Raw genomic sequence first — 12,517 nt, 5'->3', positions numbered from 1 at the left:
CAAAGGGAGGGCTAGTTTTGTCAGTTACTCTGGCCCTCCTATAATGCGAATAGTTGCCCGAGTAGTGGCTTGCTGAGTGTCCTTTAAAAGGGGTGTTGAGCTGGCCATTACTCAAGGCATCGCTAGGGGTACCTAGGGGTTTGTTTTCTTGCCCTGGTAGCCCTAGTATCATGTAACTGGCAGAAATAATGCTGTGCCCATCTCAGGTCGCCTAGCGGCTTGCAGTGGGTTCGGATATAAACCACCAATGTGGCTGCGAAGGTCGTAGCCACCATGAAGTCCAGGAGGACATACAGTGGCAAAGGCGAAATTCGAGCGTACGAAGCCTCACGTAAACATCGGCACCATCGGTCACGTTGACCACGGTAAGACCACCACCACCGCTGCAATCACCAAGGTTCTGGCTGACGCTTACCCAGACCTCAACCAGGCTTTCGCTTTCGATGCCATCGACAAGGCACCGGAAGAGAAGGAACGTGGTATTACCATCAACATCTCCCACGTTGAGTACCAGACCGAGAAGCGCCACTACGCACACGTCGACGCTCCTGGCCACGCCGACTACATCAAGAACATGATCACCGGTGCTGCTCAGATGGACGGCGCAATCCTCGTTGTTGCTGCTACCGACGGCCCAATGCCACAGACCCGTGAGCACGTTCTTCTCGCTCGCCAGGTTGGCGTTCCTTACATCCTCGTTGCTCTGAACAAGTGCGACATGGTTGACGATGAGGAAATCATCGAGCTCGTCGAGATGGAAGTTCGCGAGCTTCTCGCTGAGCAGGAGTACGACGAAGAGGCTCCTATCGTTCACATCTCCGCTCTGGGCGCCCTGAACGGCGAGCAGAAGTGGGTTGACTCCGTTCTCGAGCTCATGCAGGCTTGTGACGACAACATTCCTGACCCAGTTCGTGAGACCGACAAGCCATTCCTCATGCCTGTCGAGGACATCTTCACCATTACCGGTCGTGGCACCGTTGTTACCGGCCGTGTTGAGCGTGGCTCCCTGAAGGTTAACGAGGAAGTTGAAATCCTCGGTATCCGCGAGAAGTCCACCACCACCACCGTTACCGGTATCGAGATGTTCCGTAAGCTCCTCGACTACACCGAGGCTGGCGACAACTGTGGTCTGCTGCTCCGCGGCATCAAGCGCGAAGACGTTGAGCGCGGCCAGATCATCGCTAAGCCAGGCGCTTACACCCCTCACACCGAGTTCGAGGGCTCTGTCTACGTTCTGTCCAAGGACGAGGGTGGCCGCCACACCCCATTCTTCGACAACTACCGTCCACAGTTCTACTTCCGCACCACCGACGTTACCGGTGTTGTGAAGCTCCCTGAGGGCACCGAGATGGTTATGCCTGGCGACAACGTCGACATGTCCGTCACCCTGATCCAGCCAGTCGCTATGGACGAGGGCCTGCGCTTCGCTATCCGCGAAGGTGGCCGCACCGTTGGCGCTGGTCGTGTTACCAAGATCATCAAGTAATAACTTGCTGATTTAACACATCAGAGAAAGAGCCCAGCCGATTCGGCTGGGCTCTTTTCTTGTCTTATATATGTGTACCGGCGCTGTAGTACTACTACGGAAAAGCGTCCCAAAAGGCAGGATTAACGGCGTAGTTGGTAGTAGTACTACATCGCCGGTACCCGTACGTGCGGAGCAACTAACCTGCCAGGCGCTCAACCGGAGCTACGTGAAACTGGAACACGGTAGCAATTGAGTCATCAGCGATGACTTGGGCGAGATCTTCTTCTACTGAAGCAGCATGCGCTGTCAGCTGCGACAGGTTTGCCGTAGCTTCCGCGTCAACAGTGATGATGAGCAGCTTTCTGCCACGGTCTTCCTTCACAACAGCCCGGCTGCGAATGACCTTCGGCACCTCGGCAAACGTCTGAGCGGCGGCGTCAGCAACCTCAGAGATATCGAAGCTAATCGTGCCGAATCGGTCGCTTTCCGGTGACTCAATTCGCCGAATTCTGTGGCTTTGCAGGTTGAGAGCGAGCCCGAAAAAGCCCAAAGCAAGCATGAAGACACCGAGCGAGCCCACGGTGAAAAGGAACCACGGTGAATTCGGTACGGCGCCCCATTCACGTGGCCGGAGGGCGTCGACAAAGCTTTGAGCTGCTGGTACATCGAAATAGAGACCGACGGCCAGCAGCCCTACGAACAACGCAGCGCAACCAACCACAAATACGAATAGTCGGTTCAGGAAATCTTCTAGCTTCGTCATTGTTCGGCCTCGCTTAGCGAATGCAGTTTAACTGTCAACGTGCGCTCGTCTGCAAGCTGATCGAGGATCGGCTGCACTGCTTCCGCGACCCGCTCGGCGAGATCCGCATGGCGGTCGCTTCCGGTGATGGTGACGGTCACGTGCCGAGGAGCAGCATAGGTGGATGCGGTGGCCACACTTGGGACTCGTTCAGCCGTTGCGGTGCAGAGGCGTGCGACGTCAACATTTCGGATCCAGAAATTCGGTGCTGCAGCCAACGCTTCATGCGTGCTTGGCCGTGGCTTCAGCGCGATGATGACCAGAACTAATCCAACGACGGCCGAAATTACCCCAGCGGGAAACATCCAGGATTCGAAGTGAGCGCGGGAGATGGTGTCGAAAACTGGACGAAGCCAGCTTTCCAAGGCGGTGCCGGTGCGCTTGGTCCACAGTTCGCGAGCCGCTGCTGCTGCGAGTCCGAAAGCTCCAAGACTGAGCAGGACAGCAACGACCTGTGAGGCAGGCATTGCCTTCGGCTTATACGGTTTCACCGGCGACCACCTACCGTAATTGGCTGCAGCCTCAGTGACGGGGGAGCGGGGACCGGGGCAGGCTGCAGCGCCGGCAGAGCCAGCGATTCCTTTGTGATGCGTTCCTTTGAAGGAAGGACAGGGCCGACCACCACGTTGCATGCCAAGACTTCAATGCCACAGAGCACCCCCACATGCTCAATGATGTGGTCGCGCACGGCGGCGGCTACGGCGCCGACTGGGCAAGGCCAGGTGACCGCTATAAATGCTTCGATGGTGGCTGTGTCTGCGTCTGGATCGAGCTGGACGTCAAAGCGTGGAAAACCGCGACCGGTGATCCGGCCCATGGACGTCGAAAAGCCAGTGGTGCCCGGTACTGAAGCTGTCGCCGCGGCCACCACCTTCGTCACCGCGCGCTCGGAGATGCGTACGGACATGTTAACCACGGCGTCCTCGGGTGATGGAGGTCCACAACTCGCGAGAGTCGATGAGGCCGTCGAATTGAGCGCCCAGCAGGCCACCAATGCTACCCAGCAGTAGCGCGACGAAGAATCCAGTCCAGCCACCAAGAATGCCGGCGAATGCAAGCGCGAGACCAAGCGCGATGCCGAGGTATACGTGATTAGTCATGTCAGTTCCTTACTCAATGTCACCGATGATGACCTGGACTGGGATGGAGGCGCGGGCGCGGATGGCAGATCCGAGGTCGTGGAGGTTGCCTGCATCGCGCTTTGCGACGACATGAACTTCCACTCCTTGGTCTGTGCACCGTACACCGGGGACCCGTTGCCCGGGAAAGAGCAGTGCGATTTCGCCGAACTCGCCCCGATGCATACTGGAGACGCCAGGGACCGAAAGCACCTGTTCCACGAGCTTCATGGCGTCAAACTGGGAAAGCGGGTACATCTACGTCACTCGGCCGTTTCCTCGACGGTACCCAAATAGATATCGTGCACAGTGATATTGACTTTGGTGACGCTGAGACCGGTCATCTTCTCAATCGCGGAGATGACGTTGTGGCGGATAACTTCCGCGAGTTCGTGAATGGCAACGCCATATTCCGCGACGATAGAAACATCCACGGTGGCCACGCGTTCCCCGACCTCAACCACGACGCCCTGAGTGAGTCCCGGGCCCTGTGCACGTCCGGCGCTGCCGAGAGAGTGAACACCGGACACTTCCCGGGTAGCCATACCAGCAATCTTTGCCACCACGGTGTCTTCAATCTGTGTCCGACCGTGGTCGAAATTGGCAGTGGTCATGACGCCTAGCTCCTTGGATCGTCGTAAAAGTTCTTGTCTTCTAGAGTACTAGCGTGGGCCAATTGTGGAACTGATAACAAATAGTCGAATAAGGGCTTGTGTTTTAAGTGCTGACATGGTTTACTATCCAGGTTGCTTTAACAACACGTGAACTTTTGGTGCAATCCAAAGGGAAGCGCTGATGGTGAGGCAAACATGAACTTCCTTCAAGGAGGTTGTTCAATCCCCTCGGGGATTGGAGGACCGATCTTTTGAAGGGGCATGGCAAATAAACAGCGGCAGTCGGCAAGGAACACGCTTATCGCGAGATAAGATCCCTTCCACTTGACGGTAAAGCCACGAGCATGGCGTGAGTAACACGGTGCTTGAAGCTTTCCAATCGAGGCTCGACATGCAGGTGATTAGGAGCTTTCAGCCCTTTCCTGGATCGAGTCCACATTTGATTGACAGTCAAGTAACTGGCGTTGTACGCCAAGCCCTTTGAAAAGGCTCGGACAACGTTATAGAGAAATCAGCGAACTCCCACCGCTCAGGAATTGATGTGGGACAGCGAAGGAAGAGGATAAGCGTGGCGGGACAAAAGATCCGCATTAGGCTCAAGGCCTATGACCACGAGGCAATCGACGCTTCCGCAAAGAAGATCGTCGAGACGGTCACCCGTACCGGTGCCCGTGTTGTTGGCCCAGTGCCACTGCCTACTGAAAAGAACGTTTACGCAGTTATTCGTTCTCCACACAAGTACAAGGACTCTCGTGAGCACTTCGAAATGCGTACTCACAAGCGTCTGATCGACATCCTCGACCCAACGCCAAAGACCGTTGACGCTCTCATGCGCATCGATCTTCCGGCCAGCGTCGATGTGAACATCCAGTAATCGACCAGAAGATACTTGGCGGAGAATAAACAATGAGTGTAAACGAAGTAAAGGGCATTCTGGGCACCAAGCTCGGCATGACCCAGATCTTCGACGAGGAGAACCGCGTTATTCCGGTTACCGTCGTTGAAGCTGGTCCATGTGTCGTCACCCAGATTCGCACCGTAGAAACCGATGGCTACAACGCTATCCAGATCGCTTACGGCGACATCGACCCACGCAAGGCAAACAAGCCTGCAACCGGCCAGTTTGCAAAGGCTGGTGTTACCCCACGCCGTCACGTAGCGGAAATCCGTATGGATGATGTTTCCGGCTACGAGCTCGGCCAGGACGTCACCGTCGACATCTTCGAAGGCATCACCTTCGTCGACGTCACCGGTACCTCCAAGGGTAAGGGCTACGCCGGCGGCATGAAGCGCCACGGCTTCGCAGGCCAGGGCGCTGCTCACGGTAACCAGGCAGCACACCGCCGCGTCGGTGGTATTGGTGCTTGTGCTACCCCAGGCCGTGTCTTCAAGGGCACCCGCATGGCAGGTCGCATGGGTAATGACCGCGTCACCACCCAGAACCTGAAGGTTCAGAAGATTGACGCCGAGGCAAACCTGCTGATCATCAAGGGTGCAATCCCTGGTGTTCGCGGCGGCCTCGTAACCGTTAAGACCGCAGTGAAGGGCGGTGCACACGCATGACCAATCTGAAGCTTGACGTCCACACCGCTGATGGTAAGACGAACGGCACGATTGAGCTGCCTGCAGAGATTTTCGACCGCGAGGCATCCATTGCTTTGATGCACCAGGTCGTTAACGCACAGCTCGCTGCTGCTCGCCAGGGCACCCATGCCACGAAGACTCGTGCCATGGTCTCCGGTGGCGGCAAGAAGCCATTCCGTCAGAAGGGCACCGGTCGCGCTCGTCAGGGCTCGATCCGCGCTCCTCACTTCACCGGTGGTGGCATCGCACACGGCCCACAGCCTCGTAACTACGAGCAGCGTACCCCTAAGAAGATGATCAAGGCTGCACTCTTCGGCTCCCTGTCCGACCGTGCACGCAACGATCGTATTCACGTGGTTACCGAGCTGGTTCCGGGTCAGACCCCATCCACGAAGTCTGCACGCGCTTTCATCGAGCGTCTGACCGAGCGCCGCAACGTGCTCGTCGTCCTCGGCCGTGAAGACATCACCGCATGGAAGAGTGTTAACAACCTGCCAGGCGTTCACACCCTGGCTGCTGATCAGCTGAACACCTACGATGTCCTCAAGTCTGACGACATCGTGTTCTCTGTTGAAGCTCTTAACACCTTCATCGACCGCGCAACTGGCGCGGCCAAGGAGGAGGCTAAGTAATGGCTACCATCGCAGATCCACGCGACATCATCCTCGCACCGGTCGTATCCGAGAAGTCTTACGGCCTCATGGAGCAGGGACAGTACACGTTCTTCGTTGCTCCATCCTCCAACAAGACTGAGATCAAGATTGCTATCGAGCAGATCTTTGGTGTCAAGGTTGCTTCCGTTAACACCATCAACCGTGAGGGCAAGCGCAAGCGCACCCGCACCGGTTATGGCCAGCGTAAGGCTACCAAGCGCGCCATCGTCACCCTGCGCGAGGGCAGCGATCCAATCGACATCTTCGGCGGTTCCGCTTCCTAATCGGGCGGAAAGTTAAGGACCAGAAAAACTATGGCTATTCGTAAGTACAAGCCGACAACCCCGGGTCGCCGCCAGAGCTCCGTTTCGATGTTCGAGGAGATCACTCGCTCGACTCCGGAGAAGTCTCTGCTGCGCCCACTGTCCAAGTCGGGCGGCCGTAACGTTCACGGCCACATCACTACTCGTCACAAGGGTGGCGGACACAAGCGCCAGTACCGCGTCATCGACTTCCGTCGCTCTGACAAGGACGGCATCACCGCAAAGGTCGCTCACATCGAGTACGACCCGAACCGTACCGCTAACATTGCTCTCCTTCACTTCCGTGATGGCGAGAAGCGTTACATCATTGCTCCTAAGGGCCTCAAGCAGGGCATGATCCTTGAGTCCGGCGCTAACGCCGACATCAAGGTTGGTAACAACCTGCCACTGCGCAACATCCCTGCTGGTGCAACCATCCACTGCGTGGAGCTCAAGCCAGGTGGCGGTGCCAAGATGGCACGTTCCGCTGGTACCTCTATTCAGCTGCTCGGTAAGGAAGGCAAGTACGCAATCCTGCGTATGCCATCTTCCGAAATCCGTCGCGTTGACATCCGTTGCCGCGCAACCGTTGGTGAGGTCGGCAACGCTGACCAGATCAACATCCGTTGGGGCAAGGCCGGCCGTATGCGCTGGAAGGGCGTTCGCCCAACCGTCCGTGGTGTCGTTATGAACCCGGTTGACCACCCACACGGTGGTGGTGAAGGTAAGACTTCCGGTGGTCGTCACCCAGTTTCCCCATGGGGCAAGCCAGAGGGTCGTACCCGTAAGCCTAACCGTCCGTCCGATCGTCTGATCGTACGTCGTCGCCGCTCCAACAAGAACAAGAAGCGCTAAGAGGAGGATAGAAAATGCCACGCAGCCTTAAGAAGGGCCCGTTTGTCGATGAGCACCTCCTCAACAAGGTCGACGCTCAGAACGAAAAGGGCACCAAGCAGGTCATCAAGACCTGGTCTCGCCGTTCCACCATTCTGCCTGATTTCATCGGTCACACCTTCGCCGTCCACGACGGTCGTAAGCACGTACCGGTGTTCATCGACGACTCCATGGTTGGCCACAAGCTCGGCGAGTTCGCACCAACCAAGACCTTTAAGGGTCACGTCAAGGAAGACAAGAAGGGACGTCGATAAGCGATGAGTGACCAAATCACCACCGCCCGCGCGACTGCGCGCTTCGTCCGGGTCACCCCGATGAAGGCACGCCGCGTCATCGATCTCGTTCGCGGCAAGTCCGTGTCCGAGGCACTGGCAATCCTGAAGTACGCCCCACAGGGCGCTGCAGAGCCAGTAGCAAAGGTCGTTGCATCCGCAGCCGCTAACGCTGAGAACAACTTCGGCCTGGACCCACGCACCCTGGTCATCTCTGAGGCTTACGCCGACGAGGGCCCAACGATGCGTCGTTTCCAGCCACGTGCTCAGGGTCGTGCATACATCATCCGTAAGCGCACCAGCCACATCACCGTGGTTGTCGAAAGCCAGAAGGAAGGGGCCAAGTAGTGGGCCAGAAAATCCATCCACACGGCCTACGCTTGGGCATCACTTCCGATTGGAAGTCCCACTGGTACGCCGACAAGTCTTACTCCGATTACATCGCAGAAGACATCAAGATCCGCCAGTTCCTCGCTAAGGGCCTCGACCGCGCCGGCATCGCCGACGTTGTCATCGAGCGCACCCGCGACCGCGTCCGCGTCGACATCCACACCGCCCGCCCGGGCATCGTGATCGGTCGTCGTGGTTCCGAGGCTGACCGCATCCGTGGCCAGCTGGAGAAGCTCACCGGCAAGCAGGTTGCTCTCAACATCCTCGAGGTTAAGAACATCGACGCTAACGCTCAGCTGGTGGCTCAGTCCATCGCCGAGCAGCTCACCAACCGTGTGGCATTCCGTCGCGCAATGCGCAAGGCAATCCAGGGCGCAATGCGTCAGCCACAGGTCAAGGGCATCAAGGTTGTATGTTCTGGTCGTCTCGGCGGTGCCGAGATGTCTCGCACCGAGCGCTACCACGAGGGTCGCGTTCCGCTGCACACCCTTCGCGCCGAGATCGACTACGGCACCTGGGAGGCTCACACCACGTTCGGCCGCATTGGCGTCAAGGTGTGGATCTACAAGGGTGACGTCGTAGGTGGCCGTCGCGAGTCCGAACTCAACGCACCAGCAGAGCGTCGCGGTCGCGGCGACCGTCGCGAGCGTCCACGCCGCGGTGGTCAGCGCCGTCAGCGTGCTGAGCAGAAGCAGGAGGGCTAAGAATGCTTATCCCTAAGCGCGTCAAGTACCGTCGCCAGCACCGTCCACACCGCACCGGTGTGTCCAAGGGCGGCAACCGCGTCACTTTCGGTGATTACGGCATCCAGGCTCTCGAGCCTGCCTACATCACCAACCGTCAGATCGAGTCCGCTCGTATCGCCATCAACCGCCACGTCAAGCGTGGTGGCAAGGTGTGGATCAACATCTTCCCAGACCGTCCACTGACCCAGAAGGCACTCGGTGTGCGTATGGGTTCCGGTAAGGGTGGCGTGGAGAAGTGGGTCGCCAACGTTAAGCCTGGCCGTATCCTCTTCGAAATGTCCTACCCAAATGAGGAGATCGCTTTCGAGGCCCTGCGTCGCGCAGGCCAGAAGCTGCCATGCAAGGTCCGCATCGTTCGTAAGGAGGACCAGTTCTAATGGCATCTGGTATCGCTGCACACGAGCTCCGCGAGCTCAGCGCTGAAGAGCTGACCACCCGTCTGAAGGAAGCCAAGGAAGAGCTGTTCAACCTGCGCTTCCAGATGGCTACCGGCCAGCTGACCAACAACCGCCGTCTGCGCGTGGTCAAGCAGGACATCGCCCGCATCTACACGATCATTCGTGAGCGCGAGCTGGGCCTGTCCGTTGTCCCGGGAGCTGAGGCTTAATCATGAGTGAGGCAACTGTGAACAACACCGCTAAGAAGGAAAAGGGCGCACGTAAGGTTCGTACCGGCTACGTCGTTTCCGACAAGATGAACAAGACCATTGTCGTCGAGTTGGAAGACCGTAAGCAGCACGCACTGTACGGCAAGACCATTCGTACCAACTCGAAGGTCAAGGCTCACGACGAGAACGAGATCGCTGGCATCGGCGACCTCGTCAAGATCGAGGAGACCCGCCCACTGTCTAAGGACAAGCACTTCCGTCTCGTCGAGATCGTCGAGAAGGCTAAGTAAGTCCTACGGAATATGCGGCTAGCCCGCAATTCCATCACAAAAGCCCCAGTCAATTTGGCTGGGGCTTTTTGCTGCGCTTGTCGACGCGCCAAAGGCTGCTTGTCGCTACCAGGAGGACAGCGGTGGGCGCTGTGGCGACTGGGCACCAGCAAGGAAGTCGTCGGGAAGCGTGCCCTCGGTGGCTACCTTCTCGCCGTCCCAACGGAAGGTGAGGGCGCCGGCGTACTTGCCAGGATCGGCATCGTTGTTCTTCCAGTAGTGGTAGTCGATGGTGAGTGAGGAGTCGTCGGCAACGCGGACGGTTTGGAAGTCGTAGCCCCGTTCGAGCGTGGTGCCGATGAACTGTCCTCGGTGGAAGAGCAAGTACTGCTTCTTTCCAGGGGTAGCCTTTGTTACTTCACGAAGCTCTGCGTAGCTGAGGTCTCGGCAGGGATTGAAGTTCGTTTCGCCAGTGAATTCCCAGCGCGTGAAGTCCGATGGTGGCGCGATCTGCTCGATGTAGGTAGCGAAGCCGTCCTCGAATCCCACGCCACAGTTCGGATCGTTGTCCACCGGGGAAGGAATGTTGCCAATTGGTGCTGGAGGCTGAGGTGATGGGATGATTCCGGAGCTGAGGTCTGGGAGGGTGAAGGCCTGAGCAGGGGAGGCAAGTCCCAGTGGGATGAGGGCTGCCAGGCCAATGGCGAAGCGACGAATGGTGCGGGTCATGTTGTCTTCCTTATTCCGTGTGTCCTGGGATGGTGCCGTGCATTTCAACGTGGCCGCCTACGAATTCGTAGGTCACCGGTTCGTGCCAAATGACGTCGGCATTGCTTTGGCCAGGGGTGCCGTACTCGACGGTGACGTAGTTATCGCCGAAGCCTACGATGCGCTGGTAGCCCACGTGGTGGATGGTGCCGGTGCCGAGGTATTGGCCGTAGTGGAACAGCATTAGTTGCTTCGGAGAGGATGCGGTGCCCATTTCCGTCTCGAGCACGACGTAGCTGAGCTCGCGGGTAGGCTCGAAGTTGGACTCCTGCTCGTCGACGATCCAGTCTGCGCCCTCAGCCGGCGCAGGAATGGTGTGGCTGGCTTCAACCACATATGGTGGAACTTCGTTGGCGCCAGCGGAAAGTGGAGATAGTGTTGCGGCTGCGACCGTAACCGAAGCCGCGAAGAGAGATAGCTTATTCACGGGGAAACTCCTTCGTGGGTAGGTGGCGGGGTTGCCATCTGTTTAATCGGTGTGGGCCCTGCCGCGTTGCAGCTAAAATTGCTGCACAAGTGCCAGAAATGGGCCAATTTGTGCGTCGAGCTGGCGCTATCAAGACTGAGACTCGTTTGAGTTATTATTGGAAACTAAATGAAAAATCGCAGCTAGAAGAAAGAATCATGAAGGACCCCACGAGAATCGCGCCGGTGATGTCTGCTCTGCAAGATCTGTGGGAGGCACTGCCGGACATGGAGTTCTCTGACATCCTCAGGCTTTTGGAAAGCGAAGGGTTTGAGAGCCTCGATGATCACGATGCGCTTCAGAAACTGCACGCGCTGAGTGGTCGTTTCCCGCGTACCTTGGGCTATGGTGTGCGATGCGCAACCGTGAGTGGCTGGCTCATCACCATGGATGACAGGAATGTCGCGGTGTGGCGCAGCTCCAAAAACCCAACTGTGCCCGTCGTGTGGCCCTACCAGGAGATCGTGAGCGGACAAGTGGGGTACCCCTTGCACGTTGTAGACACCGAAGATCAGCATCGGCGGTTTGGTCTCATCGAAGCGATCAGACCGGTGGACACCCGCAGCATGAGTATGGACAGCATGCCAACGCTTCACCGCGGGGACATCGGCGATGCAGTTTACTTGTTGACTTCCACCGAGGGGCAGAAGTTGCTCATCGGACGTAGCCTGCAACTTTTCGACGTCGGCCGCCGCGACACGGAATGCACAGTCATGGCGTGGCAAACCGTGTACGCAGCTGCAAAGGGGCAGGATGTGCGCATTGAGCTGGCGAATGGGGCGGGGCAGGTAGCGTACTCTGCAATAGAGGATATTTATCGACTGCGCTGAACAGGGGAACTGGGTGGAACAAGTATCGATCCTGGGCCTGCTCTGGGTGGCAGCTAAATTCTGGATCCTCCCAGCGCTCGTCATTGGTGGGCTGCCGATCCTGCTGGAATCGACGAGAAGAGATGATCCACCACGAAGGCACACGTCTCCCGGAGTGTATTACCTCGGAGCCACACTCATCGGACTGCTGGGTACGGGACTGTTTACATTCCTAGCCGCCCTACAGTCGGAACTTGTGGGTTGGGTTCTCCTCGTAATCGTGATTGTTGGTGCGCTGTGGATTGTGCTCATGAGCAGGAAAAAGACCTGGGATCCTTTTCTTGGCGCGTGGTGCACGCTCAACGGGGTCAGCGCATTCATGTTGGGCTTCAACATTTGGGAACGTCCGCTGGTGAAGGACTACATGTTTCCGGGTATTGAATACGTGGCAGCGTGGGGCTGGATCGGATTACCGCTGATAGCAGTAGCCCTAATCTACTGGCTTTTTTCAACCCAGTGGCGATCTGCAACAGCTCCCGAAACTCCGCGTAGCGATTCCGCACATCAAGCATCGGGGGAGTGATCTCGGCTGCCGATATCTCGGCCACTTCTCGTCGCAAAGCCCGAAGGGTGCCCTGGTTGGGTGGAGCGTGCTGGCATAGCTGGACTCGGTGATCAGCATCAGCCTTCGGGAGCAGGCCAAATAACAATTCCAAATATGACGGCCATATATCGATTGCACTGGCTATGGTGAG

The 12,517-nt window shown here is 57.6% G+C and carries 22 protein-coding genes; 14 read left to right on the top strand and 8 right to left on the bottom strand.

Annotated elements, in window-relative coordinates; genetic code table 11:
• Window positions 1–295 precede the first annotated feature (295 nt).
• Window positions 296–1,486, top strand: coding sequence for an elongation factor Tu (tuf, locus tag WG939_RS05030; RefSeq protein ID WP_339983328.1), 1,191 nt, complete (start codon window positions 296–298; stop codon window positions 1,484–1,486).
• A 178-nt stretch (window positions 1,487–1,664) separates the two neighbouring features.
• Here tuf and WG939_RS05025 read toward each other — a convergent pair whose 3' ends face one another.
• The 6 genes from WG939_RS05025 to WG939_RS05000 are packed head-to-tail and all read right to left on the bottom strand — an operon-like array spanning window position 1,665 to window position 4,002.
• Entirely contained in the window at window positions 1,665–2,231 is a 567-nt protein-coding gene (locus WG939_RS05025) for a hypothetical protein (RefSeq protein WP_339983326.1), read from the bottom strand.
• Complete coding sequence (locus WG939_RS05020) at window positions 2,228–2,761, bottom strand: DUF6286 domain-containing protein (protein WP_339983324.1); 534 nt, start codon at window positions 2,759–2,761, stop codon at window positions 2,228–2,230. The genes WG939_RS05025 and WG939_RS05020 overlap by 4 nt, the downstream gene beginning before the upstream one ends.
• Window positions 2,758–3,177, bottom strand: a complete 420-nt coding sequence (locus WG939_RS05015) for an Asp23/Gls24 family envelope stress response protein (RefSeq protein WP_339983322.1) — start codon at window positions 3,175–3,177, stop codon at window positions 2,758–2,760. Before WG939_RS05015 ends, WG939_RS05020 begins: the two co-directional genes overlap by 4 nt.
• 1 nt (window position 3,178) lies before the next feature.
• Window positions 3,179–3,370, bottom strand: coding sequence for a hypothetical protein (locus tag WG939_RS05010; protein ID WP_339983320.1), 192 nt, complete (start codon window positions 3,368–3,370; stop codon window positions 3,179–3,181).
• A 9-nt stretch (window positions 3,371–3,379) separates the two neighbouring features.
• Window positions 3,380–3,646 (bottom strand): hypothetical protein, encoded by a 267-nt coding sequence (locus tag WG939_RS05005; RefSeq protein ID WP_339983318.1) that lies wholly within the window; start codon window positions 3,644–3,646, stop codon window positions 3,380–3,382.
• Between the two features lie 5 nt (window positions 3,647–3,651).
• The gene (locus WG939_RS05000; protein ID WP_339983315.1) at window positions 3,652–4,002 is read right to left on the bottom strand and encodes an Asp23/Gls24 family envelope stress response protein; all 351 of its coding nucleotides are present in this window, start codon (window positions 4,000–4,002) and stop codon (window positions 3,652–3,654) included.
• Between the two features lie 568 nt (window positions 4,003–4,570).
• Here WG939_RS05000 and rpsJ point away from each other — a divergent pair.
• The 11 genes from rpsJ to rpsQ are packed head-to-tail and all read left to right on the top strand — an operon-like array spanning window position 4,571 to window position 9,740.
• Complete coding sequence (rpsJ, locus tag WG939_RS04995) at window positions 4,571–4,876, top strand: 30S ribosomal protein S10 (RefSeq protein ID WP_003848085.1); 306 nt, start codon at window positions 4,571–4,573, stop codon at window positions 4,874–4,876.
• Window positions 4,877–4,908: 32 nt separating this feature from the next.
• Window positions 4,909–5,565, top strand: coding sequence for a 50S ribosomal protein L3 (rplC, locus tag WG939_RS04990; RefSeq protein WP_339983313.1), 657 nt, complete (start codon window positions 4,909–4,911; stop codon window positions 5,563–5,565).
• Window positions 5,562–6,218: a 50S ribosomal protein L4 gene (rplD, locus tag WG939_RS04985; protein ID WP_339983311.1), complete on the top strand. Its 657-nt coding sequence runs from the start codon at window positions 5,562–5,564 to the stop codon at window positions 6,216–6,218. Before rplC ends, rplD begins: the two co-directional genes overlap by 4 nt.
• Window positions 6,218–6,523, top strand: coding sequence for a 50S ribosomal protein L23 (gene rplW / locus WG939_RS04980; protein ID WP_339983309.1), 306 nt, complete (start codon window positions 6,218–6,220; stop codon window positions 6,521–6,523). Before rplD ends, rplW begins: the two co-directional genes overlap by 1 nt.
• Window positions 6,524–6,553: 30 nt before the next feature.
• Window positions 6,554–7,396 carry a 50S ribosomal protein L2 gene (gene rplB, locus WG939_RS04975; protein ID WP_339983307.1) on the top strand — a complete coding sequence of 281 codons (843 nt, stop codon included), beginning with the start codon at window positions 6,554–6,556 and terminating at the stop codon, window positions 7,394–7,396.
• Window positions 7,397–7,410: 14 nt separating this feature from the next.
• Complete coding sequence (rpsS, locus tag WG939_RS04970; RefSeq protein ID WP_018023292.1) at window positions 7,411–7,689, top strand: 30S ribosomal protein S19; 279 nt, start codon at window positions 7,411–7,413, stop codon at window positions 7,687–7,689.
• A gap of 3 nt (window positions 7,690–7,692) precedes the next feature.
• Window positions 7,693–8,055, top strand: a complete 363-nt coding sequence (gene rplV / locus WG939_RS04965; RefSeq protein WP_339983302.1) for a 50S ribosomal protein L22 — start codon at window positions 7,693–7,695, stop codon at window positions 8,053–8,055.
• Complete coding sequence (gene rpsC / locus WG939_RS04960) at window positions 8,055–8,801, top strand: 30S ribosomal protein S3 (protein WP_339983300.1); 747 nt, start codon at window positions 8,055–8,057, stop codon at window positions 8,799–8,801. The genes rplV and rpsC overlap by 1 nt, the downstream gene beginning before the upstream one ends.
• A 2-nt stretch (window positions 8,802–8,803) precedes the next feature.
• Window positions 8,804–9,220 (top strand): 50S ribosomal protein L16, encoded by a 417-nt coding sequence (gene rplP / locus WG939_RS04955; protein WP_339983298.1) that lies wholly within the window; start codon window positions 8,804–8,806, stop codon window positions 9,218–9,220.
• Window positions 9,220–9,450 (top strand): 50S ribosomal protein L29, encoded by a 231-nt coding sequence (gene rpmC / locus WG939_RS04950; protein ID WP_339983296.1) that lies wholly within the window; start codon window positions 9,220–9,222, stop codon window positions 9,448–9,450. Before rplP ends, rpmC begins: the two co-directional genes overlap by 1 nt.
• Window positions 9,451–9,452: 2 nt before the next feature.
• Window positions 9,453–9,740 (top strand): 30S ribosomal protein S17, encoded by a 288-nt coding sequence (gene rpsQ / locus WG939_RS04945; protein WP_339983294.1) that lies wholly within the window; start codon window positions 9,453–9,455, stop codon window positions 9,738–9,740.
• 105 nt (window positions 9,741–9,845) lie between these two features.
• On the opposite strand, the gene WG939_RS04940 is transcribed toward rpsQ, so the two are convergent.
• Both WG939_RS04940 and WG939_RS04935 read right to left on the bottom strand, forming a co-directional pair.
• Window positions 9,846–10,448 (bottom strand): LppP/LprE family lipoprotein, encoded by a 603-nt coding sequence (locus tag WG939_RS04940; protein WP_339983292.1) that lies wholly within the window; start codon window positions 10,446–10,448, stop codon window positions 9,846–9,848.
• 10 nt (window positions 10,449–10,458) lie between these two features.
• Window positions 10,459–10,914, bottom strand: coding sequence for an LppP/LprE family lipoprotein (locus WG939_RS04935; RefSeq protein ID WP_339983290.1), 456 nt, complete (start codon window positions 10,912–10,914; stop codon window positions 10,459–10,461).
• A 197-nt stretch (window positions 10,915–11,111) separates the two neighbouring features.
• On the opposite strand from WG939_RS04935, the gene WG939_RS04930 reads away from it, so the two are divergent.
• The gene (locus tag WG939_RS04930; protein WP_339983288.1) at window positions 11,112–11,783 is read left to right on the top strand and encodes a hypothetical protein; all 672 of its coding nucleotides are present in this window, start codon (window positions 11,112–11,114) and stop codon (window positions 11,781–11,783) included.
• A gap of 13 nt (window positions 11,784–11,796) precedes the next feature.
• On the top strand, window positions 11,797–12,345 hold the full coding sequence (locus tag WG939_RS04925; protein ID WP_339983286.1) for a hypothetical protein: 549 nt from the start codon (window positions 11,797–11,799) through the stop codon (window positions 12,343–12,345).
• The last annotated feature ends 172 nt before the right edge of the window (window positions 12,346–12,517 follow it).

It is taken from the genome of Corynebacterium sp. H130 (genome assembly GCF_037572395.1).
Classification (GTDB): domain Bacteria; phylum Actinomycetota; class Actinomycetes; order Mycobacteriales; family Mycobacteriaceae; genus Corynebacterium.
Note: the sequence above shows the minus strand (reverse complement) of the source record. Positions and strands in the feature narration are given on the sequence as shown.